Origin of the sequence: Vibrio sp. McD22-P3 (assembly GCF_021568915.1) — a bacterium.
In the GTDB taxonomy this organism is placed as follows: domain Bacteria; phylum Pseudomonadota; class Gammaproteobacteria; order Enterobacterales; family Vibrionaceae; genus Vibrio; species Vibrio mediterranei.
The window spans coordinates 24,928-48,588 of record NZ_JAKGTN010000005.1 but is presented as its reverse complement, the minus strand read 5'-3'; the positions used below and the strand labels follow the sequence as shown (position 1 = coordinate 48,588).

26 protein-coding genes and 1 pseudogene are annotated in these 23,661 nt (G+C 43.2%); 12 read left to right on the top strand and 15 right to left on the bottom strand.

Annotation, left to right across the window (positions count from 1 at the left end; genetic code table 11):
• Positions 1-44: 44 nt before the first annotated feature.
• Positions 45-929: a sigma-70 family RNA polymerase sigma factor gene (locus L2W36_RS07230; protein WP_038222111.1), complete on the bottom strand. Its 885-nt coding sequence runs from the start codon at positions 927-929 to the stop codon at positions 45-47.
• Positions 930-1,650: 721 nt separating this feature from the next.
• Between L2W36_RS07230 and L2W36_RS07225 the strand changes: the two genes are divergently transcribed.
• The 9 genes and pseudogenes from L2W36_RS07225 to btuD all read left to right on the top strand — a co-directional run bounded on the left by L2W36_RS07225 (position 1,651) and on the right by btuD (position 10,329).
• Positions 1,651-1,941, top strand: a complete 291-nt coding sequence (locus tag L2W36_RS07225) for a hypothetical protein (RefSeq protein WP_006070567.1) — start codon at positions 1,651-1,653, stop codon at positions 1,939-1,941.
• Positions 1,942-2,398: 457 nt separating this feature from the next.
• Positions 2,399-3,427, top strand: coding sequence for a nicotinate-nucleotide--dimethylbenzimidazole phosphoribosyltransferase (gene cobT, locus L2W36_RS07220; RefSeq protein ID WP_236109682.1), 1,029 nt, complete (start codon positions 2,399-2,401; stop codon positions 3,425-3,427).
• Positions 3,424-4,212 carry an adenosylcobinamide-GDP ribazoletransferase gene (locus L2W36_RS07215; RefSeq protein WP_124941020.1) on the top strand — a complete coding sequence of 263 codons (789 nt, stop codon included), beginning with the start codon at positions 3,424-3,426 and terminating at the stop codon, positions 4,210-4,212. Before cobT ends, L2W36_RS07215 begins: the two co-directional genes overlap by 4 nt.
• Before the next feature lie 9 nt (positions 4,213-4,221).
• Complete coding sequence (cobU, locus tag L2W36_RS07210; protein ID WP_038228334.1) at positions 4,222-4,758, top strand: bifunctional adenosylcobinamide kinase/adenosylcobinamide-phosphate guanylyltransferase; 537 nt, start codon at positions 4,222-4,224, stop codon at positions 4,756-4,758.
• A 28-nt stretch (positions 4,759-4,786) separates the two neighbouring features.
• The gene (locus L2W36_RS07205; RefSeq protein ID WP_006070571.1) at positions 4,787-5,413 is read left to right on the top strand and encodes a histidine phosphatase family protein; all 627 of its coding nucleotides are present in this window, start codon (positions 4,787-4,789) and stop codon (positions 5,411-5,413) included.
• 113 nt (positions 5,414-5,526) lie between these two features.
• A pseudogene (locus L2W36_RS07200) lies at positions 5,527-7,327 on the top strand (M3 family oligoendopeptidase).
• Positions 7,328-7,514: 187 nt separating this feature from the next.
• Positions 7,515-8,543, top strand: a complete 1,029-nt coding sequence (locus tag L2W36_RS07195) for a succinylglutamate desuccinylase (protein WP_038228341.1) — start codon at positions 7,515-7,517, stop codon at positions 8,541-8,543.
• 45 nt (positions 8,544-8,588) lie between these two features.
• Complete coding sequence (gene btuC, locus L2W36_RS07190; protein ID WP_236109681.1) at positions 8,589-9,587, top strand: vitamin B12 ABC transporter permease BtuC; 999 nt, start codon at positions 8,589-8,591, stop codon at positions 9,585-9,587.
• On the top strand, positions 9,571-10,329 hold the full coding sequence (gene btuD, locus L2W36_RS07185) for a vitamin B12 ABC transporter ATP-binding protein BtuD (RefSeq protein WP_006070575.1): 759 nt from the start codon (positions 9,571-9,573) through the stop codon (positions 10,327-10,329). The genes btuC and btuD overlap by 17 nt, the downstream gene beginning before the upstream one ends.
• Before the next feature lie 115 nt (positions 10,330-10,444).
• Here the strand turns inward: btuD and L2W36_RS07180 are convergent, their stop codons facing one another.
• The 6 genes from L2W36_RS07180 to L2W36_RS07155 form a co-directional block, all read right to left on the bottom strand.
• Entirely contained in the window at positions 10,445-10,645 is a 201-nt protein-coding gene (locus L2W36_RS07180; protein ID WP_006070576.1) for a hypothetical protein, read from the bottom strand.
• Positions 10,646-10,666: 21 nt separating this feature from the next.
• Positions 10,667-12,154 (bottom strand): SulP family inorganic anion transporter, encoded by a 1,488-nt coding sequence (locus L2W36_RS07175; RefSeq protein WP_236109680.1) that lies wholly within the window; start codon positions 12,152-12,154, stop codon positions 10,667-10,669.
• Between the two features lie 523 nt (positions 12,155-12,677).
• Positions 12,678-13,250, bottom strand: coding sequence for a nucleoside triphosphate pyrophosphohydrolase family protein (locus L2W36_RS07170; RefSeq protein WP_236109679.1), 573 nt, complete (start codon positions 13,248-13,250; stop codon positions 12,678-12,680).
• A 419-nt stretch (positions 13,251-13,669) separates the two neighbouring features.
• Positions 13,670-13,933: a hypothetical protein gene (locus L2W36_RS07165; RefSeq protein WP_006070579.1), complete on the bottom strand. Its 264-nt coding sequence runs from the start codon at positions 13,931-13,933 to the stop codon at positions 13,670-13,672.
• Between the two features lie 384 nt (positions 13,934-14,317).
• On the bottom strand, positions 14,318-14,893 hold the full coding sequence (locus L2W36_RS07160) for a DUF1415 domain-containing protein (RefSeq protein ID WP_006070581.1): 576 nt from the start codon (positions 14,891-14,893) through the stop codon (positions 14,318-14,320).
• A 172-nt stretch (positions 14,894-15,065) separates the two neighbouring features.
• Positions 15,066-15,956 carry a LysR family transcriptional regulator gene (locus L2W36_RS07155; protein ID WP_236109678.1) on the bottom strand — a complete coding sequence of 297 codons (891 nt, stop codon included), beginning with the start codon at positions 15,954-15,956 and terminating at the stop codon, positions 15,066-15,068.
• 118 nt (positions 15,957-16,074) lie between these two features.
• Here L2W36_RS07155 and L2W36_RS07150 point away from each other — a divergent pair, with 118 nt between their 5' ends.
• Positions 16,075-16,515: an ester cyclase gene (locus L2W36_RS07150; RefSeq protein ID WP_006070583.1), complete on the top strand. Its 441-nt coding sequence runs from the start codon at positions 16,075-16,077 to the stop codon at positions 16,513-16,515.
• Between the two features lie 78 nt (positions 16,516-16,593).
• Here L2W36_RS07150 and L2W36_RS07145 read toward each other — a convergent pair whose 3' ends face one another.
• The 4 genes from L2W36_RS07145 to L2W36_RS07130 form a co-directional block, all read right to left on the bottom strand.
• Positions 16,594-16,785 (bottom strand): hypothetical protein, encoded by a 192-nt coding sequence (locus L2W36_RS07145; protein WP_198557706.1) that lies wholly within the window; start codon positions 16,783-16,785, stop codon positions 16,594-16,596.
• A 330-nt stretch (positions 16,786-17,115) separates the two neighbouring features.
• Positions 17,116-17,361, bottom strand: coding sequence for a hypothetical protein (locus L2W36_RS07140; protein WP_038222115.1), 246 nt, complete (start codon positions 17,359-17,361; stop codon positions 17,116-17,118).
• A gap of 140 nt (positions 17,362-17,501) precedes the next feature.
• The gene (locus L2W36_RS07135) at positions 17,502-17,921 is read right to left on the bottom strand and encodes a hypothetical protein (protein ID WP_006070585.1); all 420 of its coding nucleotides are present in this window, start codon (positions 17,919-17,921) and stop codon (positions 17,502-17,504) included.
• A gap of 456 nt (positions 17,922-18,377) precedes the next feature.
• Positions 18,378-19,589: an MFS transporter gene (locus L2W36_RS07130; protein ID WP_236109677.1), complete on the bottom strand. Its 1,212-nt coding sequence runs from the start codon at positions 19,587-19,589 to the stop codon at positions 18,378-18,380.
• Between the two features lie 104 nt (positions 19,590-19,693).
• Between L2W36_RS07130 and L2W36_RS07125 the strand changes: the two genes are divergently transcribed.
• The gene (locus tag L2W36_RS07125; RefSeq protein ID WP_006070587.1) at positions 19,694-20,563 is read left to right on the top strand and encodes a LysR family transcriptional regulator; all 870 of its coding nucleotides are present in this window, start codon (positions 19,694-19,696) and stop codon (positions 20,561-20,563) included.
• On the opposite strand, the gene L2W36_RS07120 is transcribed toward L2W36_RS07125, so the two are convergent.
• The 3 genes from L2W36_RS07120 to L2W36_RS07110 all read right to left on the bottom strand — a co-directional run bounded on the left by L2W36_RS07120 (position 20,547) and on the right by L2W36_RS07110 (position 22,583).
• The gene (locus tag L2W36_RS07120) at positions 20,547-21,269 is read right to left on the bottom strand and encodes a hypothetical protein (RefSeq protein WP_236109676.1); all 723 of its coding nucleotides are present in this window, start codon (positions 21,267-21,269) and stop codon (positions 20,547-20,549) included. The two genes, L2W36_RS07125 and L2W36_RS07120, sit on opposite strands and share 17 nt — an antisense overlap.
• Before the next feature lie 48 nt (positions 21,270-21,317).
• Complete coding sequence (locus L2W36_RS07115) at positions 21,318-21,548, bottom strand: glutaredoxin family protein (RefSeq protein WP_006070589.1); 231 nt, start codon at positions 21,546-21,548, stop codon at positions 21,318-21,320.
• A 141-nt stretch (positions 21,549-21,689) separates the two neighbouring features.
• Positions 21,690-22,583 carry a DMT family transporter gene (locus tag L2W36_RS07110; protein ID WP_088877153.1) on the bottom strand — a complete coding sequence of 298 codons (894 nt, stop codon included), beginning with the start codon at positions 22,581-22,583 and terminating at the stop codon, positions 21,690-21,692.
• Positions 22,584-22,700: 117 nt separating this feature from the next.
• Here L2W36_RS07110 and L2W36_RS07105 point away from each other — a divergent pair, with 117 nt between their 5' ends.
• Positions 22,701-23,183, top strand: coding sequence for a MarR family winged helix-turn-helix transcriptional regulator (locus tag L2W36_RS07105; RefSeq protein WP_006070592.1), 483 nt, complete (start codon positions 22,701-22,703; stop codon positions 23,181-23,183).
• 34 nt (positions 23,184-23,217) lie between these two features.
• Here L2W36_RS07105 and L2W36_RS07100 read toward each other — a convergent pair whose 3' ends face one another.
• Complete coding sequence (locus L2W36_RS07100) at positions 23,218-23,655, bottom strand: GlcG/HbpS family heme-binding protein (protein ID WP_006070593.1); 438 nt, start codon at positions 23,653-23,655, stop codon at positions 23,218-23,220.
• Positions 23,656-23,661: the final 6 nt, after the last annotated feature.

Genomic DNA, 23,661 nt, shown 5'->3' with positions numbered 1-23,661 from the left:
GACTATAGTAAATGTTGAGCTAACGTGCTGTGATAGAAGCGAAATTAATCAATTTCTGCTCGAGTTAGATTTTGTCGTTTAAGTTTATCTCGAAGCGTCTCCATGGCACTTTTTTGTATCTGACGCACTCTTTCTCGGGTGACGCCGACAATTTCTCCCACTTGTTCTAATGTCTTGGGATCATCGTCAAGTAATCCAAAACGGTGATGTAGAATAACGCGTTGTTTGTCGGGTAAACTGTCCACCAAATCAATGAGAGCTTTATTTAGATTCTGGGTCACGATATCTTGTTCTGGAAGCTCAAATACATCGTCATCATCGATGGTTTGCAAGTGATCTTTCTTATCGCCTTCTTCATCCCAGCCATTATCTAGTGATAAGGACTGTTCAGAGAGCTTAAGTAGTTTGCTTACTTCTTCAGGTGCACGGCCTGTACGCTCTGCTATTTCTGAAGACGTAGGCTCATGATTACCTTCTTTGCGAAGCTCATGAGCTGCTTTGCTACATTCACGTATTTGCTTTGTAACGTGGACAGGAACACGAATGGTTCGGCCTTGGTTCATGATCGCTCGGTCAATCGCTTGCTGAATCCACCAAACTGCATACGTTGAAAAGCGATAACCTAACTCTGGATCAAACTTATCAACCGCTTGAATGAGCCCTATGTTTCCCTCATTGATTAGATCATAGAAATCAAGCCCTCTGTTTGAATAGCGCTTCGCTGTTCTAATCACTAATCTAAGGTTGGAGTTGATTAAGTGCTGTCGCGCTAATGTATCTCCAGCTCGCGCTTTTCTTGCAATGTGTCTTTCATCTTCGGCGCTAAGAAGATCGTGTCCTGCGACTTCTTTGAAATACGTTGCACCAATATTTAGGGATTCATCTTTGCCTGAAGTTGTATGACTGCTCTTTTCCTTGACTGCTCTCATATTCATCCCTTCCCAACTGCTTGTAATAAATGTGTCTTTCTTCTTCTGATTATATTGTTCAGCTATGAAATTGGTTTCTCTGTCATAAATTACTATATTTTAAAATCGGAATACAATGTTCATTTAATAAAATGGATACATAGCGGCAACATTTATCCTTTGTTTCATTTGTTGCCACCACCTGTTTGAGAATAAGCATCATTTGTATCAATGTTCCTGAGTATGTGCGCCATTACACCGCCAATTTAACCTTATGATTTATATGATATAAATCATAAGGTTTTTCTGTTGTTCAGAACGATTTTACTCAACACTTCTAATGTATACCTAAATTGAAGTGGCTGGTTTACAGTTGTATAAATCATGCTCGTTACGTTGTGAAAATTCTTTATTGTTGATTGTTTTGTAGATAAAAGTGCGATTATAAGGGTGGATGCTGGTGTAATAATTGGCCTTTCTTGGGTGGTTTAGTATCGTGCATCGTATTGCATTTGGCCGTTTAATTGTGTGATATTTAACCCATTTTATATTCTTGGAAGCTATATATTTACCGGCATGTTACAAAGTGCTGTCGTTTGCGAAGCGTTTTATAAAAATAGGACGATAGTTTAGAAATATGACAAATGTATCAATTTAAGTGATCAAGGTTGTTGGATTTAATAAGTACATTAGACTTTAGTATAAATAGACAGGTAAAGACCGCCAGAGTCGGGATAATAATATGAATCAAGAATTAAAACAGAAGATAGAAGAGCTTCTTGTGCTTGCGAGGATGCAAGGAGTTTCTATCGTTGGGTTAGCGGATATACCTAACTCAGATAAATGTCACGTATTTAAAACTATTGAGCATGATTGCAAGCAAGGTACGCGCAATTTAGATGATATTATGATGCGCCAAATGTGCGATGGAAAGCCGAGTAATTGTTCTACTTGCCACAAAACTACACCAGTGATCTCAGACGATGGCCTTGCACAACTATTTTCTGAACTTCAGCAGCCGATTGACACTTAGCAAGCCAACTTTCCCTCTAAAATGACGGACACTAAAAAGCCCTCTACAGCATTGTAGGGGGCTTTACTATTTTACTTACAGTTAAGTGATTTGGTCACGTCAGCGATAAAGGGACATTAGAACGTTTCTTGTTACTATTTTGCGGTCCTTTTTTAGACGGAGCTCTTTGATTGGTAAGCATAATTGCCTCCTCACTTTTTTGTTATGTTGTTATTTTCAACACCTAGTCCGATTTAACTCAATTCCTTCTTCTCAATGTACGTTTGTTGATACGATCTTGGCAATACAAGGCTGTCCTTCACGTTATGCTTCCAAGATTTGGGTGAGATCTAAAGTTGGTTTGTGATCTCGTAATAAGTACACTAGGTGAACCCTAAGTATAGCTCATAAGCTCTAATGCAAATTTTGACCGTTTTGCAGGGAGTTAGAGTAAGTGGAACCATAAAGAAAGGACGTCATGCTAGCGAATACATTTGATCAATCTATTCAAAACCGAATAGACCAAAAGACCAAGCCATTAGGTGCATTAGGAAAGCTTGAGGGCATCGCTTTCCAGTTGGCAAAGATTCAAAGCCTCTCTTTAGGTTATTTAGCAACTAGTGTCGATGTATCAAATCCGCATGTCATAGTATTTGCTGGCGACCATGGTGTGGCCGAGCGAGGAGTGAGCATTGCGCCAAGTGCGGTAACTCAGCAAATGGTGATGAACTTTCTTGCCGGTGGCGCTGCAATTAACTGTTTCTGCCGTGCTAACGAGATAGCGTTCTCCGTTGTAGATTGCGGAATGCTTGAGCCAGTTTCAGATAGTTCAGGTACCTTAGTTTTGAGTCGTTTAGGATGTGGAACGGATGATTTCTCCGCACATCCTGCAATGACACTAGAACAAGCTACACAAGGTATCGAAGCGGGACGGAATATCGTCGCATCAAAGATAGAAAGCGGCGCAAACATACTCATGTTTGGCGAAATGGGTATTGGTAATACTAGCTCAGCATCAGCGTTGCTTTCTGCTATCACCGAGCTACCAGTGGCCCAGAGCGTAGGGCTTGGGACTGGAATTAATGCCGAGCAGCTTGCGTTAAAGCTGGCGTTGGTTCAGCAAGGTGTCGATAGAGTGCAGAGCAAATCAGTCATGGAGATCTTATCCGAGCTGGGTGGTTTTGAAATTGTTCATATGGTGGGTGGTTTTCTAGAAGCCGCAAAACGACGCGTTCCAGTATTGGTGGATGGCTTTATCGTTTCCGTTGCAGCGCTTATCGCTGCTAAGTTAGAACCAAGCGTAGAAGATGTTTTACTGTTTTCTCATACCTCTCAAGAAGCAGCGCATCGTTATGTATTGGAACAATTTAACGCGAAGCCGCTTTTAGACTTGTCGCTAAGATTAGGTGAAGGGACTGGAGCGGCACTTGCGTATCCACTTATTAAATGTGCGGCTGAGTTCTATAACTCAATGGCAAGCTTCGAGAGTGCTGGAGTAACAGTGTGAGTAACGAAAAATCTCGCAGTTGGTGGCGTTATCAATGGCAACTGTTTTGTCTCGCATTGAGTTTTTTTTCACGTTTGCCGATACCTAAAAACACGCCATATTCCACTGAGCGGATGAATCGCTCTGGTCGTTATTTTGCGGTAGTGGGCTTTGTGATAGCGGTACTGTGCGCTCTGGTATTTGTTGCTGCGAGTACTGTGCTTCCTGTCTCTGTCGCCGTCGTTATAACAATGGTGTTTAGTTTGCTATTAACGGGGGCGTTTCATGAGGATGGCCTGGCAGATATGGCAGACGGCATTGGGGGTGGAATGACGGTCGAAAAACGACTGCTTATCATGAAAGACAGCCGACTTGGAACATACGGCGTCAGCACGCTCGTGATGGTGTTACTGTTAAAGTTCGTCACCCTTGTAGAGCTTGCTAACCACAACCAGTTCATTGCCGCTATTATTCTGGCGTATGTTTTTAGTCGAGCCGTCGCGGCGTCGTTGATATCGACGATGCCGTATGTGTCTGATCCAGAGGGTAGCAAAAGCAAACCGCTAGCTAATCAACAAACACAAAAAGAGCTTATTTTTCTCGCTGTGTGTGCACTGCTTCCAGCGGTTTATTGGGGTATGCAAATCACTATTACTTTAGTGATTTGGGCATTGTTATTTCGAATAGGATTTAAACGTTGGCTTATGGCGAGATTAGGTGGATTCACAGGTGACTGCCTTGGCGCTGCGCAACAAATCGTGGAGCTGTCGGTTTACCTTATCTTGCTCGCATACACTGTGCCATAGGAGAAGTCTGTGCCAGTAGAATTGATAATAGGCGGTGCTCGCTCAGGCAAATCAAGCTTTGCAGAAAATAGAGTGTCGGAATTAATTGACGCTAGCGAGGGGCTTACCAAGCATTATGTAGCAACCTCTGAGCCGATTGATAACGAAATGCGCGCTCGTATTGAGCACCACCGTCGCCAACGTGGACTTGGCTGGCGAGAGTGGGAGTGCCCATTGGCGCTGGTGGAGCAATTATCGACCTTCTCATCGTCGGATGTCGTACTTATTGACTGCCTCACGTTGTGGCTGAACAACCACCTTTTCCATTTAGGTGACGACTGTGATGATCTGGGTTTAATGAGGGAAATTGAAACCTTAGTCAAGGCCTTAGCACAATGTGATGCGCATGTAATTGTCGTGTCGAACGAGGTCGGCTTAGGGGTTGTGCCTATGGGCGAAGTGTCTCGCCTTTTTGTGGATAATGGGGGGCGTATGAACCAACAAATCGCAAAGATTGCAGAGAAAGTTGTGTTTGTCGCCGCTGGTTTACCGTTAGTTTTGAAGTAACTGCGGAGCGGAGTAACAAGGGAAGGTAATGCAGAACATTTTACTGATGCGTCACGGCAAAGTATCGGCGCCTCCAGCTTTATACGGCGTAACCGATGTTGAAGTTGCTAAGAATACCAACCTAGACATTGTCTCAGCTTTGGCCGCCACACAAATTGATATTCAAAACATCTACTCTTCTCCTTTAAAGCGCTGTGCCACGCTAGCGCAAATGGTAAGTCAAACGATGAATATCGATGTAGCGCACGTCGATGAATTGGCTGAAATGAACTTTGGCACCTTTGATGGTGTCCCATTTGATAAGATGAGCAAACAAGATTGGTTGAGCGTCGAGCCGTTTTGGAGTGACCCGGTGAACCATCCTCTTCCACAAGCCGAGTCACTGAGTCAATTTAGAGCTCGTGTTCTTCACGGTTGGCACAGCCTTCTTGCGTTACTTAGTCAGCCCAATAAAACAACATTGGTAGTTGCTCATGGTGGTGTAATTCGATTGATTTTAGCGGAAGTTGTTGGTTTAGATTGGGCCAATCCAAAGCTCTACTCAACGCTTGATATTGGCAATGCCTCTATCACTCATTTACAGTTTAATTCCGAGTTCCCTGCGCATGTAAAAGTGAAAACGGTCGGGGCCTCTCTACATTCTTTTAAGTTATAACAGTGACTTACGGCAGCTGTGCCTCTTCGAAGGCTGTCAGCAACCGTTAACTAGGTCTCGTGGAATCAATGATGTTTAGGTTTCGCGAAACACTAATACAAGGAAATATCGCAATGAACAAAGCCGTTTGGGATCTATCAATAGCTTATCAAAACCTTGATGATCCAAAAGTAGAGCAAGACATTGCTTTGATTCAACGTTCTATTGAATTGTTGAATAGCCATAGTGGTGAACGTCAAAACGTGTCAGCGATGCAAAATGCGATTCAAACCATGGAGGCGGCTGGCACTTTGTTGGCGACCGTAAATACCTTGGCAAATTGCTTTGCCTCTACAGATGCGCAAAATACACAAGCCAAACAGTTAATTGGACGTATTGCTCAGCTCAACTCAGAGCTGGAGCAGGCGTTTACGCCGTATGAAAATACCCTAGCGTTGGCGGAAGTGTCATTCATAGAACAAGTTTTAAATCATGATAATCCTTCAGTCTCCGGGCAAGGTTTTCAAATTGAGTTATTGCAGCGCAAAGCCGAAACTCAGCTGAGCATTGAGGAAGAGCAACTGCTTTCAGCGATGCAAGTGGACGGACGCGATGCATGGGGCAGGTTATACGATAATATTACTGGCTCACTGACCATTGATATCAAAACGGATTCCGGCTCTGAAACCGTAGGATTTTCAACAGCGGCGAGTCTCTTGTATGGTGGTGAATTTGCTAAGCAGCAAGCTTGCTTGGGAAGGCATCCAATCAGCCATGAAAGCCAATGAAACGTCGTTTGCTGCCATCGTGAATGCCTTAGCCGGTTGGCGACACAATGAAGGTAAAAAGCGTTCAAAAGCGAAGCAAGAACATTTCTTAGACTCTAGCTTGCGCGAGAATCGTATTCAACGAGAAACACTGGATGCGATGATGTCTGCTGCTAATGAGAGTAAAGCAATAGGTCAGAAAGCGGGAAGATTAATGGCTCGCGTTCATGGACTTGATGCGATGACACCTTGGAACCACCTCGCTGCGATGCCACCATTAAACAGTGGCGAAGCACAAGTCTATTCTTTTGAAGAAGGCATCGCGGTCATTAAAGCCGCATTTGAACAGGTCGACCCATCCATGGCGGAGTTTGTTCAAACCATGGTTGATAATGGTTGGATTGATGCGGAGCCGTCAAACAACCGCCGTTTAGGCGCGTATTGTACCAAGCTTGCCGCGACACGCACGCCATTGGTCTTTATGACTTGGGGTGGTAGCCGCTCGGATTTGCTAACGTTAGCTCATGAGCTAGGACATGCTTTTCACAACTGGGTGATGCGTGACTTGCCTCTGTGTCGTACTCATTACCCGATGACTTTGGCAGAAACGGCCTCCATTTTTGCTGAAAATATCGTTCGAGATTACTTGTTAGATCAAGCGCAAACCACGGAAGAGAAGCTAGAAATGCTGTGGGAGGAGTTATCTTCTGCCTACGCTCTGACGATCAATATTCCAGTGCGCTATGAGTTTGAAAAAGCCTTCTATGAAGCCCGAGAAACAAATGAGTTGGACGCTAGGCAACTGTGCGAACTTATGTCGACAACATGGAGTGATTGGTATGGTGATTCCATGTCAGGAACCGATCCATATTTCTGGGCGAGCAAGCTGCATTTCAGTATCTCAGAACTGAGTTTCTACAACTATCCATATTTATTTGGTTATCTATTTAGCCAGGGTGTTTATGCACAGCGTACAACCAAAGGAGAGGCATTCTTCCCTGACTATGTTTCCTTGTTACGAGATACAGGGTCTTATTTAGCTGAAGAGGTTGTGTTGAAGCACATGGGTAAAGACCTCACTCAAGCCTCATTTTGGAATGAAGGAATGGCTAAGTTGGCGTTGAAAGTGGATGAATTTGAATCTTTGCTTGATAGCCTAGAAAGTTAAGAAAGCCTGAAACGTATGTGGTGATAGAGTAGTTATGTCACCACATGCGTAGTGCTCAACATTGATTTTTCGGTAAAATAGGTGTTTTGCCTTAAAGTTACGAGACTTACTTCGATAAACGCGATCATATCCGTATAAATTTATTGAATGTTTCATTACCATACCGCTGTTAGATAGGGAGCAGCGCATGACGAAATCGCTTTTTCGCCAGTCATTTCTAAAAGATACATTGGAAACCGAAACTGAGTTCACTGCAAAATCGCTGAACACTCCAGATGGAGTGAAAATGGAACTGAGTTATCGTGGGGTATTAGAAGTTACCCCAAAACATCTAGATAAAGACAGTAAACACATCATAATTTCATGTGGCATCCACGGTGACGAAACAGCACCGATGGAACTGGTCAGCAAAATGGTGGAAGACATAGAATCGGGCTTTTTAAAGCTGAATGCTCGTTGTCTGTTTATCATTGCTCATCCAGAGGCTACCAACCGACATACGCGTTTTATTGATGAGAATCTAAATCGATTATTCGGTAGTAAAGAGCACGCCGTAAACCGTGAGGTGGCGATTGCTAAGCACTTGAGATTGTTAGTCGACAAGTTTTATCAAGGAACAGAAGAGGCAAGTCGCTGGCATTTGGATTTGCACTGTGCGATTCGTGAATCAAAACACTATTCTTTTGTCGTTAGCCCTCGTGCACGACATGCGGTAAGAAGCAAGGCTCTGTTTGATTACGTTGCGAGTGCTCATATGGATGCGGTGCTGTTATCCAATGCGCCGTCGAGCACGTTTAGTTGGTTCTCCGCCGAGAATTATGGCGCACAAGCGTTAACAATGGAGCTTGGGCGTGTAGCGCGAATTGGCGAAAACGATCTGGAAAAACTGCTTGCGTTTGATATTGCTACTCGAGATCTGTTGTCTGAAGAAACACCAGAGCATTTAGCGAAGCAGCCAGTCATTTATCGTGTGTCACGCACTGTGGTTCGTCACCATGATGATTTTGGCTTCTTGTTTGACGATGATGTCGAGAATTTCACAGAGTTTAAACACGGTGAAGTCTTTGGCCATGACGGTGATAAACCATTAATGGCAAAGAACGATCATGAAGCCATTGTTTTTCCGAACCGCAAAGTGGTGGTTGGGCAACGCGCTGCCTTGATGGTGGTTAAAGTGGCAACCCGCTATGAGGATGACCAATTGGTCTACGATTGATCGAAAAACAGTGGCGTTCTGCATCGCCGCTGTTATGCTTCTCAAATGGAATTCAATCAGTTACTGAATCAAAACCAAAGACGCTGGCGCAAATTGATTATTGCGATGACTGGCGTCTTAGTTATTTTCGCGTTACTCCACCTATCGGTTGGAGAGCTTTTTATTAATCCGTTCTCACCTCAGACCGCACTTGAGTCTCGTCTTCTCTATGATTTGCGTTTACCAAGACTGCTTGCTGCCGCTGCGATTGGAGCCGCGCTCGCGCTCTCTGGTGCTTCGCTGCAAGTGTTGTTAGGTAATGTACTCGCAGAACCTGGTGTCCTGGGTATTTCAGGCGGTGCCAGTTTGGGAATGGTGATCATTTTGTTTGCTTTTCCCGCGGCTGCGACGCCACTGGGTTTTATGTTATCCGGGGTGGTTGGGGCACTTGGCTTCACCTTGATATTGGTGAGTATGGCCAAAACCTTGAGATTGACAACAACTCGACTGCTGTTAGTGGGGGTCGCACTTGGAATTCTATCTAGCGCTGTGGTGACTTGGGCGTTCTACTTCAGTGACGAGCTTAGTCTTCGCCAGTTAATGTACTGGTTGATGGGAAGCGTCGGTGGCGTAAGTTGGTATCAACATGTTCTCACGGTGTTAATGATTCCAATAGGCGTCTGGCTATGCCTTCAAGGTAAGGTTTTGGATAAGTTGATGGTAGGAGAAGTTCACGCTAAGCAATTGGGTGTGGATGTAAACCGCGTCCGTTGGCAACTCATCCTTTGTGTATCGCTGTTGGTAGGTGGCTCGGTTGCTTTAGGTGGTGTGATTAGCTTCGTTGGATTAGTTGTCCCGCATCTACTTCGCTTGGCTTTCGGCACTGAAAACCGTTACTTGTTGCCATTGTCTGCGGTAACGGGAGCAACATTGTTGGTGATCTCTGACATACTTGCGCGACTAGTACTGGATTCTGCTGAGCTACCCGTTGGAGTGATGACCACGACAATAGGAGCGCCGATCTTTATTTGGATGCTGGTGAAGAGTCATGATTCAAGTTCATAACCTAACTATTGGCACTAGGTTACTGCCATTGACGATAGATATCCCAACGGGACAACTAACGCATGTTATTGGTCCGAACGGTAGTGGCAAAAGCACCTTACTAGCAGCTTTAGCTGGTGTGATTGACTATCAAGGTGACATTGTTATTGAAGGTACGGCGCTGTCGACCTTATCTCTGCCAGATATTGCATTAACGCGAGCGTATCTCAGTCAATCCGCTCGCCCAGCGTTCAATATGCCTGTTTACCAGTTTCTTTCGTTATCCATTCCTGCAAATTGCAGAGATGACAGCGAAGAGGTAAATCGAGCCATTTTATCTATTGTCGAACTGCTTAATCTGGATACCATGTTGAGTCGTACCGTCCATCATTTATCTGGTGGGGAGTGGCAGCGAGTGCGGTTAGCGGCTTGTTGTCTTCAAGTTTGGAAACCCATCAACCCATTAGCCAAATATCTAATTCTGGACGAACCAGCGGCTCCACTTGATATTGGTCAGGAAAAATACCTCCATAGACTCATAGATCTTGTCACTGGGCAGGGTACAACTGTCGTTGTGGCGAATCACGATCTTAACGTGACTCTGAGAAGGGCGGACAATGTTGTGCTATTGAGCAATGGTGTACTCGAAGCGGTAGGGAGTAGCCAGCATGTTCTGACAGTTGAGAACATTAACTCGGTTTACAGGACTAATGTGCAAAAGGTTGAGCATAACGGCAGAGCCTATCTTATTTTTGAAGATTAATGATGCCGTTAATAGAATGACCAGCGCATTTGGACGAACAGCCTCATCGTCGTAATAGGTTAGCTTTGTACAGCTAACCTATGCTTAGCTTAATGATTGAACTGAAGAATTAACATTAGTGGTTGAGAGCCACGAAAATCGCAATAACAGATAAAATGGATGGAATTGCGATCCCAAAAATCATCACTTTCAATTTCATCCAATATAATCTTGATTCATATCTCCGCGTTTGCTCCAGTAGATACAAAAGCCGATCTAACTTCATATCTTCATCACCAAAATAGGTAGCGAGTTCTTCGTCATAACGTAAGCTCATTGTTGGTTCTCCCAATGGTGATTAGTGACCGAATGTCATAGTTAAGAAGTTAGGGTTGTCATATTTACCGTATTTTTTGACCAGAGCTTCGGTTTGAGGATTCATCCCGATGACTTCAACTTGATTACCAAGTTTGGAAAAACGTAATACCACTCTATCTAAGGCATCAACCGCGGTAATATCCCAAAAGTGAGCATCTGATAAATCGATTGTGACCACAGGGTGCTCATTGTCATAACTAAACATATCAACGAAGTCGTAGGCTGATGCAAAGAAAATCTGCCCATGAACCTTATGAGTAATATGCTCTCCATCAACAATAACTTCGTCGACCACATCCATGATAGAGATACTGGCATTGGCGTAAAATACGGACGCCAAAAGTACGCCAACTAGCACGCCGATGGCGAGATTATGTGTCATAACCACGGATACCACCGTTGCTAGCATGATGACATTGGATTGGAGTGGGTGATGTTTTATCTCGACCAGCGATTTCCAAGAGAAGGTGGAGATGGAAACCATAATCATCACAGCGACAAGTGCAGCCATTGGGATTTGCTTTAAGAAGTCGCCAAGAAAAACTACCATTACCAGCAATGCTACGCCGGCAAATAAGGTGGACAGTCGAGTTCTTCCTCCTGATTTCATGTTAACCATAGACTGACCAATCATGGCACAACCAGCCATGCCGCCCAGTAATCCTGCAACAATATTAGCAACACCTTGACCTTTGCACTCTTTGTTCTTATCACTGGTTGAATCGGTGTAATCATCAATGATGGTCGCCGTCATTAGTGACTCCAACACGCCAACAACTGCTAAGGCAAGTGAATAAGGGAAGATGATTTGCAGCGTTTCTAAATTGAATGGAATATCAGGTAAAAGGAACACTGGTAAAGTATTAGGCAGTTCACCCATATCACCAACGGCTCTGACGTCAAAACCCAGGTAGGTACTGATTAGGGTAATCGCGACAATACACACCAAAGGAGAGGGTAACGCCTTGCCAATTTTAGGGATTAAAGGAAGCAAATAAATGATGCCTAATCCTGCTAGTGTTAGTGCGTACACGTGCCATGTCACATCGGTCAACTCAGGCAATTGTGCCATGAAGATCAAAATGGCTAACGCATTGATAAACCCAGTAATGATCGATTTGGCGATAAATCGCATCAGATTGCCCAGTTTAAGCCAACCGATTACATATTGAATCACTCCGGTTAACAGAGTTGCTGCCAAAAGGTAATCCAATCCGTGGTTTTTAACCAAAGAGGTCATCAATAAAGCCATGGCTCCAGTAGCCGCTGAGACCATGCCAGGTCTTGCGCCAGTAAAAGCAATGACGACACAGATACTAAACGAGGCATACAAGCCTACTTTAGGATCTAATCCTGCAATAATCGAAAAGGCAATAGCCTCTGGAATCAGTGCTAGGGCAACAACAATACCTGCTAAGAGATCGTTGCTGATGTTACTAAACCACTCTTCTTTACTAAAAACTGCCATATAAATGAGTTCTGTCCTAATTATCAAATTGTAAAAAGCCAACTTCGTTTCGCGCGAGCGCAAGTACGAATTTGTCGTTTAGAACCTAAGTTCTTTTTGTTTCGGCTGTCGCCGAGCGTTCATTTTTGGGATTTTGTAGTCACAACCAGATATCTGGGACGATACCTAATCGCAGTGAGTAATCGTGTAATTACTTACATGCCGTGACCAATGCTGTGTTGACCTCAAGAAGGCAAAGATGCCTCAATCAGTCTGCGTATAGCTGTGACGCTTGGGAGAGCGCCGACAAGAGTTATTCGATAGCAATAAGGTATTAAACTAGCGCCAGTTTTTATAAACTTGCATTAGGTTTTTTGCCTTGGTATCGAATGGATGGCATTGTACGCTCATCTCGTTATGTGCATAGATGCTCAATCATAACTTGCAGTTTTGATAGGTAGAAATAAAGCGAAGGGGTGAATGATTCTAAGGGAAACAAAAATGGCTATCACAAGGATAGCCATTTAAAAGCAAGTCGCTAGGTCTATACCAAAGGAGCTAGATCTGCTGGGCGGTAATAGACGGATTTAAGTACTTTGCCTTTACGAATTGTTTTTGCTTCAGAAACGAAATCTTCAGCACATTTTGCGATGATGTATTCGCCTTTTTGAACGGCCATTAGGGCAATGCCTTGCTTCGCGTAGTGCGCTTCAGTTTCCGTATACTCTTGCTCGTTGCGGCATACTTTGCTCATGTTACTAGAGTGGATTTCATCCCAGCATTTGATGAAGTCGATGTCGCGGTTGGCTGCTACATGCAGTAGAAGCTCAATAAGGTAACTGATAGCCACGTTATCTTCTACTTTGCTGTCGCCAAGGTGCACTAAGCGACCCATTAAGACATAAACAGAATCGATGATCGCGTCCGCTTGTTCGACTTTGCTGTCAGCTTCGGCCAACTCAGTCATTTCTTCGATAGCAAGAGAGCTATGCAAAGTATCCGCTGCATCATCTAGAGAATTAGAGTCATTTACTGGTAGGTCAAATGTAGTACGGAACTCAGTGATATCACGATAAAGGTGATCGAAAATCTCTTGGGTAAGTTTGGTTAATTTCATCGATTTCTGTCTTTTGGTATAGGTTTTACGATCCTATCAAACACCATAGCTTTTCGCTAGCAATGCGATATATGCGTATTGTAGATATAAGTGTGATTGAATTATCACTATTGCTAATTTGTGTGTACACTTTGTTCACGATCTAATCACTGTAAGATTGAATAAGATCATGATTGTTATTAGAATTATTTCGATCCCCAAAACAAGCTGTGAATTTCGACCAATCGGTGTCATGTATACGAGAACGGGTTGGTCTACAGTTTCAGAAAGTACACGTACTTTTTGGAAAACGTCGTTTCGGAATTAGGGTCCCGAGTCGTCGTACTTAAAGGCCACCTTTCGAGGTGGCCTTTTAACATCTTGTACTCAATAGCGCAGTAAAATGGGCGTTAACTAGACACAAGTTTGTGTTGGAAGTGTCATCTGTCAGTTGGCAGTTCAGTATAAAAGTCATCGAAATTGCCCCATAGTTCTAGTAACTGATACACCTCTTTTTGATTAATAAACTTACTATTCACATGATCTTTGCCATCTAAAAGCACGAGGTAGTGAGGCGTGACTTGGTTTGCTGTTGATATGGCATTCCATTGGGCGAGAATGCTATCGGAGCAAGCGTTAGAAAAAGTGGCAAGCTCGATGCCTGTTTCTCCAACAGTATTGTAGATAGTTAGAGATAAACTCATATTAAAATGCTGAATGAATAGAGTCTTAAGGATGGCTGTAGTGTATCAGTAGGCATGAATACTACAAAGCAAAGACTTGTCAGAATTGTATGGCATTTATACGTGGAAAAGTTCGCCCACTAAACTAACAGCATAGTGGGCAGACTAATCACTTCGTTGACTCTATTTGAGCCGTAGTTTGGGCTGCGTTGTCATGTCCCATTTGATCCATGATGTCGTAGGTCACAAAATAGGTGACAAGCAGAATCAAAGGGATAAATTTAATCCAAGGTTTCATGGTGGTAGTCTCATCAAATCAATTAAGGTGAAACTACCACTGAGTTAACGGTTTCGATACGACTAAAATCGCAATGTAAGGTTGACTTGAGCAGAGCTTGAATTTGATCAGTGACCAAATAGATATGGGAACAATTGTTTTCTTTCCGATTCATTTAGAGCGCTGACGCGATCAATATTATTATCTGGGATCGCTTCCGGATTCGGGTAGTGCTTTAGCACTCGCTCCATACTTTCTTCTCGAATAAGGTGGAAGATAGGGTAGGGAGAACGATTGGTCAGATTTTCTGGGTCTTCTGGCTCTGCACCACCAAAGCAGTAATCTGGGTGGAATGTCGCGACTTGGTAAATACCTTCCCAATCATTTTGTTTGATAAGCGCTTCGACCCAATCAATAAAGAAGTTATAGTCCATAAAGTCTTCAAGCATGTTCGGAACTACAACCAACGTGGTCTCGAGATCACTCACTTCGGTTTGTTCCAATAACATCAGTTCACCCAGAATATCTTCTAAAAGACCTTCTTCATTATTGGCCAGACTAACAAAAGTTTTGATTTGCTTGTTTCTTTCTGGTTTAGCTGCAAAAGGGCAAAGGTTTAAACCAATAACCACATCTTTCAACCACTGTTGAACTTGCTGCTCGATCTTTACTACTTCTTCACGTAAGGGTCTAATTTCTTTCATATATTTTTGTAATCAACGCATTGTTGCTATTCAGTTGCTTAAGCTGAGGCACCAAAAATCCATCAGCTGAAGTGAAATGATACTCGAACCCATTGGATTAAAGCGTCAGTTAGCCACATGCTAATGCAGTTGAGGCTAATTTGAAACTCTTTTGGGTCACAGTCAATAATAGTCAAAGCATCAAGAAAGCTCTAAGTTCCTCAATAAACGTTCTGACTTTTCGAGGTGTATTAACTCGTTCTCGATAGAGTGCGTACACTGCCCGGTTTTGTAATTGGTAGTGGCTGAGCACTTCGATGAGTTTACCATCAATGATTTCTTTTTTAGCCAATTGTCTTGGGAGCATAGCGACACCAAAGTGGTTGAGCAGCGCCACTTTAATGGCTTGAACACTATTGACCGAAATCGAAGGCGAAACCTCAATGTCGTGTTCTTCTATGCCCTTGCGAAAACGCCATAGAGAATAGTTTTTAAGATTTGGGTCTTCAACTACCCGATGAGACAATAAGTCTGTTGGATGTAGAATCGGCTCATGATTTTGCAAATATTGTGGTGACGCACAGACAATGCATTGGTTTTCAGTGAGTTTCGTAGCAACAAGATCTAGGTCTTGTTTGACTAAGTTACCCGAGCGGATGGCGACGTCATAGCCTTGCGAAGAGATATCGTTTACTCCGTCATCAAGGAGTAGGTTAACTTTAACTTCTGGATACCTAGTACAAAATTTGCAGATGAATGGCATTAACATGATCTCGGTAAGACCATTCGGTGCGAGAACGTTCAACGTACCCGACATTGCAACGCTATCGTGCTTAATGCTGTCGTTCAGCGTATCCAACTTAGTCACTAAAATATTTGACTCAAGGTAGTAGTGTTTACCTGCATCAGTTAAAGACAGTGTTTTCGTTGAACGATTCATTAACCGCGTACCTAGATGATTCTCTAGATCTCGAATGTTTCGGCTAACCAGAGATTTGGATACGCCTAATTGCTTTGAAGCACCAGTGAAGCTGCCTTCTTCAACGGTACTGATAAACGAGCGCATAAGTGTAAGTAGATTCATGGTTCTTCTTATTGTGTACTAATTGTTGACATCCTATCCACCTTTTAAAGTCTATTCAAATCTACTGATGCCAATAAAATAACAATAAAAACAAAGGTAAAGTAAAAGGAGAATAAAGATGACAAGTAAACAAGTTCAAACAATTAAAGACTATTTTGAATTTTGTGTTGATGGAAAGGCAACAGAGCGTGTGGGCGAATATTTTGCGGCTGATGCTTTGATCCATAGACCGGATTGCGGAACAACATTACGAGGGCTTGAAGAGTTTGAAGCTAAGCTCAAATCTTGTGTTACTGAACGGTACGAAAGTGTGAAAACAACGTTTCAAAGAGTCATCGAGACTGAGGGCGAAGTAGTCGTGGCGTTAACGCATAAGGCTGAAAATTCAAACACGTGGATGGGTTTTGATGTGTCAGGAAAAGATGTGACATGGACTAGCCTTACCTATTTCCGTTTCAATAATGAAGGCAAAATAATCGAAGAGATTGTTGAACGAAACGAACTTAGTATGGCTAACCAATTGGGCTTACACCTAGATGTCACCAAAGAGCGTAATTAACACTTACAGCATAGAATTCGAAGTATTTCTTTGAGTCAACAAAGTAGAAAGCCATCTTGTATAAGATGGCTTTTATCGTTAATCGGATTTTCTTTCTACCTCCGCAGGACAAGACTTCGCCAGTGGGACTTCAACGACGTAGTCACGACCGTTGTCATCGTAATGGCAAATACGATGATCACCATTCTTAAACTCATAGTCGTACTTGACTGTGTAAGCGAAGGCTAGCGGAGCTGCTAGTGATAGCGCTAGAAATATCAGTTTTTTCATAGGTACTTCCTCCTTGTTTGTCTTTGTTTGATTGACAGTTGTAATCGCTTAAAAACAAAAAATCCTTAAGTGAGTAATTCCATGAGAGTGAGAAACGCTGGAGCTATCAAAAGAAGAAAGCAGAGCCACATCATCGCAATGGCCAGACGCTCAACACAGTCAGTAGTGCAGACCTTGAGTAGGGTCTTTGTGAGCGGGTGGTCTAAAAACTTAACTATACGCGCCATATCAACAAGCATTGAGCAAGTAATACGTTGTCGTTGCGACAGCGCAGGCAGAAAATAAAAGTAGGATGAGAGCGAGCGTTTCTTTATCCATCTTCTTATGCCGCTACTGACTAAAAAGTAGCGCTTTTGAGAAAAAACGAGTGAAACCGCATTTATCGCAACAGAGATGTACATATTCAATGTTGCCCATCGTCACCGTATAGATAGTATCTGGTAGAGCCGAAATATTGGAATAGCGACTATTGATCTTTGGTGTTCGCCAATATTCAGAGCCACATTGAGAACAGACAGATTCGACTTTCTTTTCTTTCAAACGGTCATATAGTTCATTTATTGTTAGTGTGTTCATAACTAATACCTAGATGTTCTTTTGAGAGAAAAATAAGATAGTAGATCTCGCATTAGCCAATTGTTAACTAAACATAACGAGAAAAAAGAGAATACTTGAATATTGTTATTGGTCATGTTTGGTTTCTTCATTATTGATGTTCATAGATCTTTTGCACATCTAACATCTTTCAAGGTTCTTATCGTCGGTTCCATTACGGGAATTTGCCTTTTGCGAAAGACCTTGCGATGTTTAATTACTTCAGTGATAGATTGGTGTTGAGAGATATTCCCGGTATAGATGACCTTAATGTCATGACACAAGAACCAACCACCGATAAAATCGCCGCTTAGCCTTGTCAGCAGCTTATGCGACGAGGCTTTCTTACTTCGTCCAACATGCCCTCCAAATGACATCAAATCACCGTTAGATACGACACACCAATACACTTTGCTCACTTTTCGGTTTATGAATAGTGTCCCGTCGGGGAAAAGAGGTGGGGCGTTCTCACCCAATAAGTTCTCTATATCAGGGTTGGTAAGAATTTGGAAAGGTTTGCGTTGTGCTGTAGCGCGTCCCATTGTTTACCTCTCATAAAATCTTCGTTTTATGTTAATTTTGATTATATAGGCTGACATGGTTTGTTGATTAATTAACTATTTTTACTGTTATTGTGATTATATTATTAAACGATTTTTAACTTATTTGGATAATGGTTTTAATAGTCCTTGTTATACATGGCCTTCAATTGGGCGATCTTGTGATTTCATATTTTAAAAAGAACCCTCTAACAATTTTTCATGGAAGTTTGTTAGAGGGCTAATACACGGATTCGTGTAGAATGTTAGCATTAATATTAACGGTGTAGTTCGTTAATAACTCTGTGAGTTGTTGGATAGCCACAAAGTAAATAAACCTTAAACAATTAGTTAAGGTTTGTAACGAGAAAAGTTATTAACGTTATTTGTTACTTACATTAATATTGATTACCGTTGGTTAGTATGTGCCCAACGGTAAAGGAAAGTTTAGGAGAGGATTTAGCGAGAGTCTGCGACAAGTGCCGTAGTTTGCTCTGCTCGATCTAGCTTGGAAAGTTTCCAACATAATGCAAACAGGACAAGGTATAAGGCTAATCCACCTTCAACCACAGAAGTCCATTTACCGTGTTGCCAACAATACAGTAAGAAGAAACCTCCAATACTTCCGCCGACGTAATAATGCACAAGATAAAGTGCGGTAGCCGTTGCTTTGGCGGTAGTCGCTTTCTGACTTACCCATGCGTATGCCAATGTATGAGTAAAAAACGCGCCGCCGCTGATGAGAAGTAGCCCGACCAACATAGCAGGAATGCTCTCTATTATTGCGACTAGCATACCGAGTAAGCTGAGTGTCGTGCCTAGCGCCATTCCAAGAATTGGCGAGAAGTAAGCGCGCCATTTGCCAGTCCATTTGGAAGAAACCGTACCCGCTAAGTAGCAAAGGAAGATCAGCGCAGATAGCGTGACTGGTAGATTATGCGGATCCGCCACCAATCTAAACCCCATCACAGAGTAGAGATTGACGAAGAGCGCAAAGTTAATACCGCCGATGATCATTGCAACCCAAACTATCGGTGTAGAAAGATGAGTTAACAGGGCTCGGTTGTGGTGAAAGAAAAGGCCACGCGTCGGTTTGAAATGTTGCTGCTTCGGCAATAGCAAGGCGACAATGATGACGCAAACTAATGTAAAGCTGGAGATAATTAGCACCGCGGTATGCCAATCAAAGTAGCCTGTGAGTATACCGCCAGCAACACGCCCTGCAATACCACCTAGTGAGTTGGCAGCGATATAGCCGCCGATAGCTCGAGTAAAGGCTTCACTGGATAATTCCTCTACCATATAGGCGACGGCTACTGAGGCAAATGCTGCTAAGGATACTCCCATACAAGCTCGCAGAAACACGAGTGTCGATAAGTTATCGGTTAACAACATCAAATAACCGATAACAGGAATCGCAAATAAACCTGCGAGCATAACGAACCGTCGGCCTAAGCTCTCCGAAGTAATAGCCCAAGGTACTAGACATACCGACAGCCCTAGCGTAGAAGCAGCGAACACCCAGTTTATATCAGTTTCAGAGACTGAAAAGTGTATAGCAAGCTGCGGTAGGATTGGTTGGAAGATATATAGATTACAAAACACCAAAAAGGAGCCGAGGGCTAATGCCCAAGTTATCTGTTGGTATTGTTTCGTATGCAGCTCTATCACAACCTGATTCTCTATAACTAAACGATGCTTATGTGACCAAGTTAGCACTCAGATATGGATTAATGAAATATATTAAAGCTATAACTTCGATATGTTTTATTAATATGGATATTAAACAACTTAAGCACTTTCTTGCCGTCGCAGAACACCAAAACTTTACCCGAGCAGCCCAAGCGGTGGCCATTGCTCAGCCTGCACTGAGCATTTCTATCAAGAAGTTTGAGCAGCAGCTCGGTGTACAGCTTTTTTCCCGCGTCGATAAACAAGTTATGTTGACACAGGAAGGTCGAGTATTATTGCCTCATGCTCAGAAGGTTCTGCGCCAAATTGATGATGCCAGCCTAGCCATTGATGAGATGAAAGGGTTATTAAAGGGCGAAGTTCGTTTGGGGACACCAAGTATGATGGGGTCCTATTTTTTTCCAGAAATAGTCATGGCATTTAAGAGTGCCTATCCCAATCTCAAAATGACGGTTATTGAGGCAGGGACACAAGACATCAGAAAGATGTTACTCCATGGGGATATCGACCTCGGTGTTATTCGCAATACGGACGTGCCCGGTGATCTAGAAGTCGACCAGATCTTTCGCTCTGAAATGGTCGCGGTAGTCAGTCAAAACCACCCATTTGCAAATAAACAATCATTAGATTTTGACGAGTTTTTCGATGAAGAACTGGTGATGTTTAAACCCGGATATTTCCACCGCGACTTTATTGATGAGGAGTGTGAACGCCGTAATATCGAAGCGAAGTTCTCGTTTGAAACTAATCTTCTCCCAATGATTCTATCTATAGTAAAGCGTGAGTTTGCTATTACGGCATTATTGGAGTTGGTCACAGGGCATGAACCAGAACTTAAGGGGTTGTCGTTTGAGCCGCCAGTATTCGTCGACCTTGCTCTAGCTTGGCGTAAAGATGGGTACTTATCGCGCGCTGATAGGACTTTTATAGACTTTGTTAAGAAGCATCTTTGATGCAAGTACTCGAAGTAGGTAGCCGAGTGAGCACTTGCCCGATAAACGTTGCGGAATAAACAGAATGGCTTATGTCTTGTTGTTTATTGGTGACCATACCAATCAAAGCCATATTCACACCTATTTGGACGTAAATAGGTGTGCCAGAAAACACCTGAGTCATATCACTGCATTGACTTATGGTCATGTTGCTCAGATTAGATGAGTCAACAAAACAGGTTTCAATGGCAAGTGCTGCACGAGCTTGATCATAAACCAACAATTGAATCGGCTCGTTCTCCCATTGAACGGTAGAGGCGTCGACGAGAGCGGCGATATCCTGATGACAGCCTAGCTGAGAACCCACTTCAAGAATGGCCCAGTCATCTCGCGCCGTCATCTTTTCGACGTTCTGGTGATCGGTCTTTACTGAAGTCGCGTGAGCAAAGTCATAACGTTCATCTTGGCCAAATAGCGCGGTTAGCCGAATATCTCTAAGTGGGTAGAAACTGCGAGAGGTATAATCGTAGATACAATGAGCCGGTGTGATTAACGTTTGGTTGGCAATTTGGGTGGCGAAACAAGTGTGTATCGGCGAAGGCTGACTGCCAATATGAACTAAATACAGTCGTTGATTAATGATCCTCGCTTCATCCAAGACTTCTAAACTGTCCGCATGGCTGAAAGCGGTAACGAATCCAATTAAAAATGCCCACCAATTGTTCATACTATACTGCCTCTCGACATTGATAGAAGCAGTATAGGAAATGAAGGATTAATTGCTTTTGTACATACGTTCGAAATTCTTCGGGTTCCAACCTACCATATATTGGTCACCAATTTTCAGTACAGGAAGAGAACGAGCTCCAATCGCATCTAACTCTTTGCGACCACGCTGCATTTTTGCATTGGTCAGGCGGTATTTATAACCCTTGCTGTCCAAATAACGCTGAGCATCTTTACAGTGAGGGCATTTGTCTGAGACATACAGTACTAATCGTTTCACAAGGATTCTCTTTTGGTAAAAACAGCCGCCTATAGTACGGTTCTGACTATGTTTGTAAAGTGTTAGCCTCGGAAACAACAATGCTCGGTAGAAGCTGCCGAGCATTGTATTAAACGCTTTTGGGAAAACGGTATCTTGTAATTATCGGTTGGCTAGTCGCGTCACACGATGCTGTTTTATCGCCATGATCATTTGTGGAATCAGTGAGGTTATTATCATACCCATCATCAGAATGTATTGAGTATGCGTGAACGACTCACCAAGTAGCATTAGGCCACAAACAATGCCTGCTATTGGGTTTGCGATACCACCGAAAGTGAAATCTACCACTGTCATCCGCTGTAACAGCCATACGTACATGCCGTAACTTAGTGCGGTATTGAGACCAACGACCCAACTTAAACCAAACAGGTTTCGACCATCAAAGTTCTCGATGACCGAGACATAAGTTTCCGGTGCAATTGCGGCGTGAAAGCCAGAAGCAATCGCTAAGATTGCGCCGCCTAAGATTAGCTGCCAAGTTAATATTGTCCACCAGTGAATTCTTGTGCCCAATGACTTAGTGATACTACTACCCGCGACAATACACATAATCGCTGCAAGCATTGCGCCTAAACCTATTGGGTTAAGGCTGATCGAACCTGGCGAAAACAAGAAAAATGCCAGTGATACCAGTGCTAGACCACTCAATGCTTGTGACCAGCTCGGACGGTGTTTTTTTACCAGCCATTGATATAACATTGCGAAAACAGGCACCGAAACCATACCTACGCCTGAAATGGCAGACGGCAAGGTTTGCGCCATCACAAATATCAAACCAAAGAAGGTGGCGATGTTGATAAGACCAAGCGTTAGTAATACTTGCCATTCACCTTTTTTAGGTAAAGTCGGCTTAACCAGCAGTAATAATAAACCTGCTGGTAGCGCTCGCAGAGCCCCTAACAAAATCGGCGGCCAGTCTGGTAGCGTAAATTTGGTTACGGCATAAGTTGTACCCCAGAAAAAGGCGGGGATCATTGCCAGAAGTATGTTCATTTAATTTATCTTTACGTTAAGATATTTGCGCACACTCTAACGACAAATTGGCTGCCTGTAAAGTATCTTTATGTTAAACTAATTTTTCTTGATGATTAACCAGTGGATGAATAAGACATGGATGCGATTGATCGCGTAGTAGAGCAGTGGGCAAAACAGAAGCCTGAGCTGGACACAGAACCTATGGCCATGATGGGGCGGCTAATGCGCATTGCCAAATATATGGAAACCAAAGTTGCGGATTTACATAAAAAATACGACTTAAAACTTGGTGAATTTGATGTCTTGGCAACCTTGCGACGTAGTGGTAAGCCTTATCGTTTAACACCGTCAGAGCTAATTAACACGATGATGCTTACGTCAGGAGCGATGACCAATAGATTGGATAAGCTGGAGTCCAAAGGATTAATTTCGAGAGAGCACAGCAAAGCGGACCGTCGAAGCGTTACGGTGCAATTGACGCAAGATGGTTTAGTGCTGATTGATAAAATGATCGAAGAACACGTCGAAGTGCAAGATGGATTGGTGAAATCTCTTTCGGCTTCTCAGAAAAAGCAGGCAAATCAGTTGTTTAAAACTTGGTTGAGCCAATATGAATAAGCATTAAGGCCCTAATTCGTTAGGGCCTTATACGTTAAGCGGCTACCTCATCGCTGTATAAGTTGGCACAGTTAATCCCTTGAATAGCGCAGCGCTCATCAATATCAGAGAGATCGCCACTCACGCCAATAGCGCCAATCACGTTTTTCTCTTCGTCTCGAATAAGCAGTCCGCCCGGAACGGGAACCATGTTACCGTGGGCAAGTACGTTAACTGCGGAGATAAATGCAGGACGAGAATCAGCGTCTTGCGCTAGTTTTCGGGAGGAACAACCTAACGCTAATGCGCCCCATGCTTTGGCAATTGCAATGTCAGGTCGCATCATGCTAGACCCATCTTGTCGCTGCAAAGAAATCAGTTTTCCTCCATTATCAAGAACGGCAACAGTCAAAGGCGCACAGTCGTCAGACAGTCCAGCTTCAAATGTGCCATCAATAATGGTCAGTGCTTGTTGTAGAGTTAAACTTCCCATGTTATC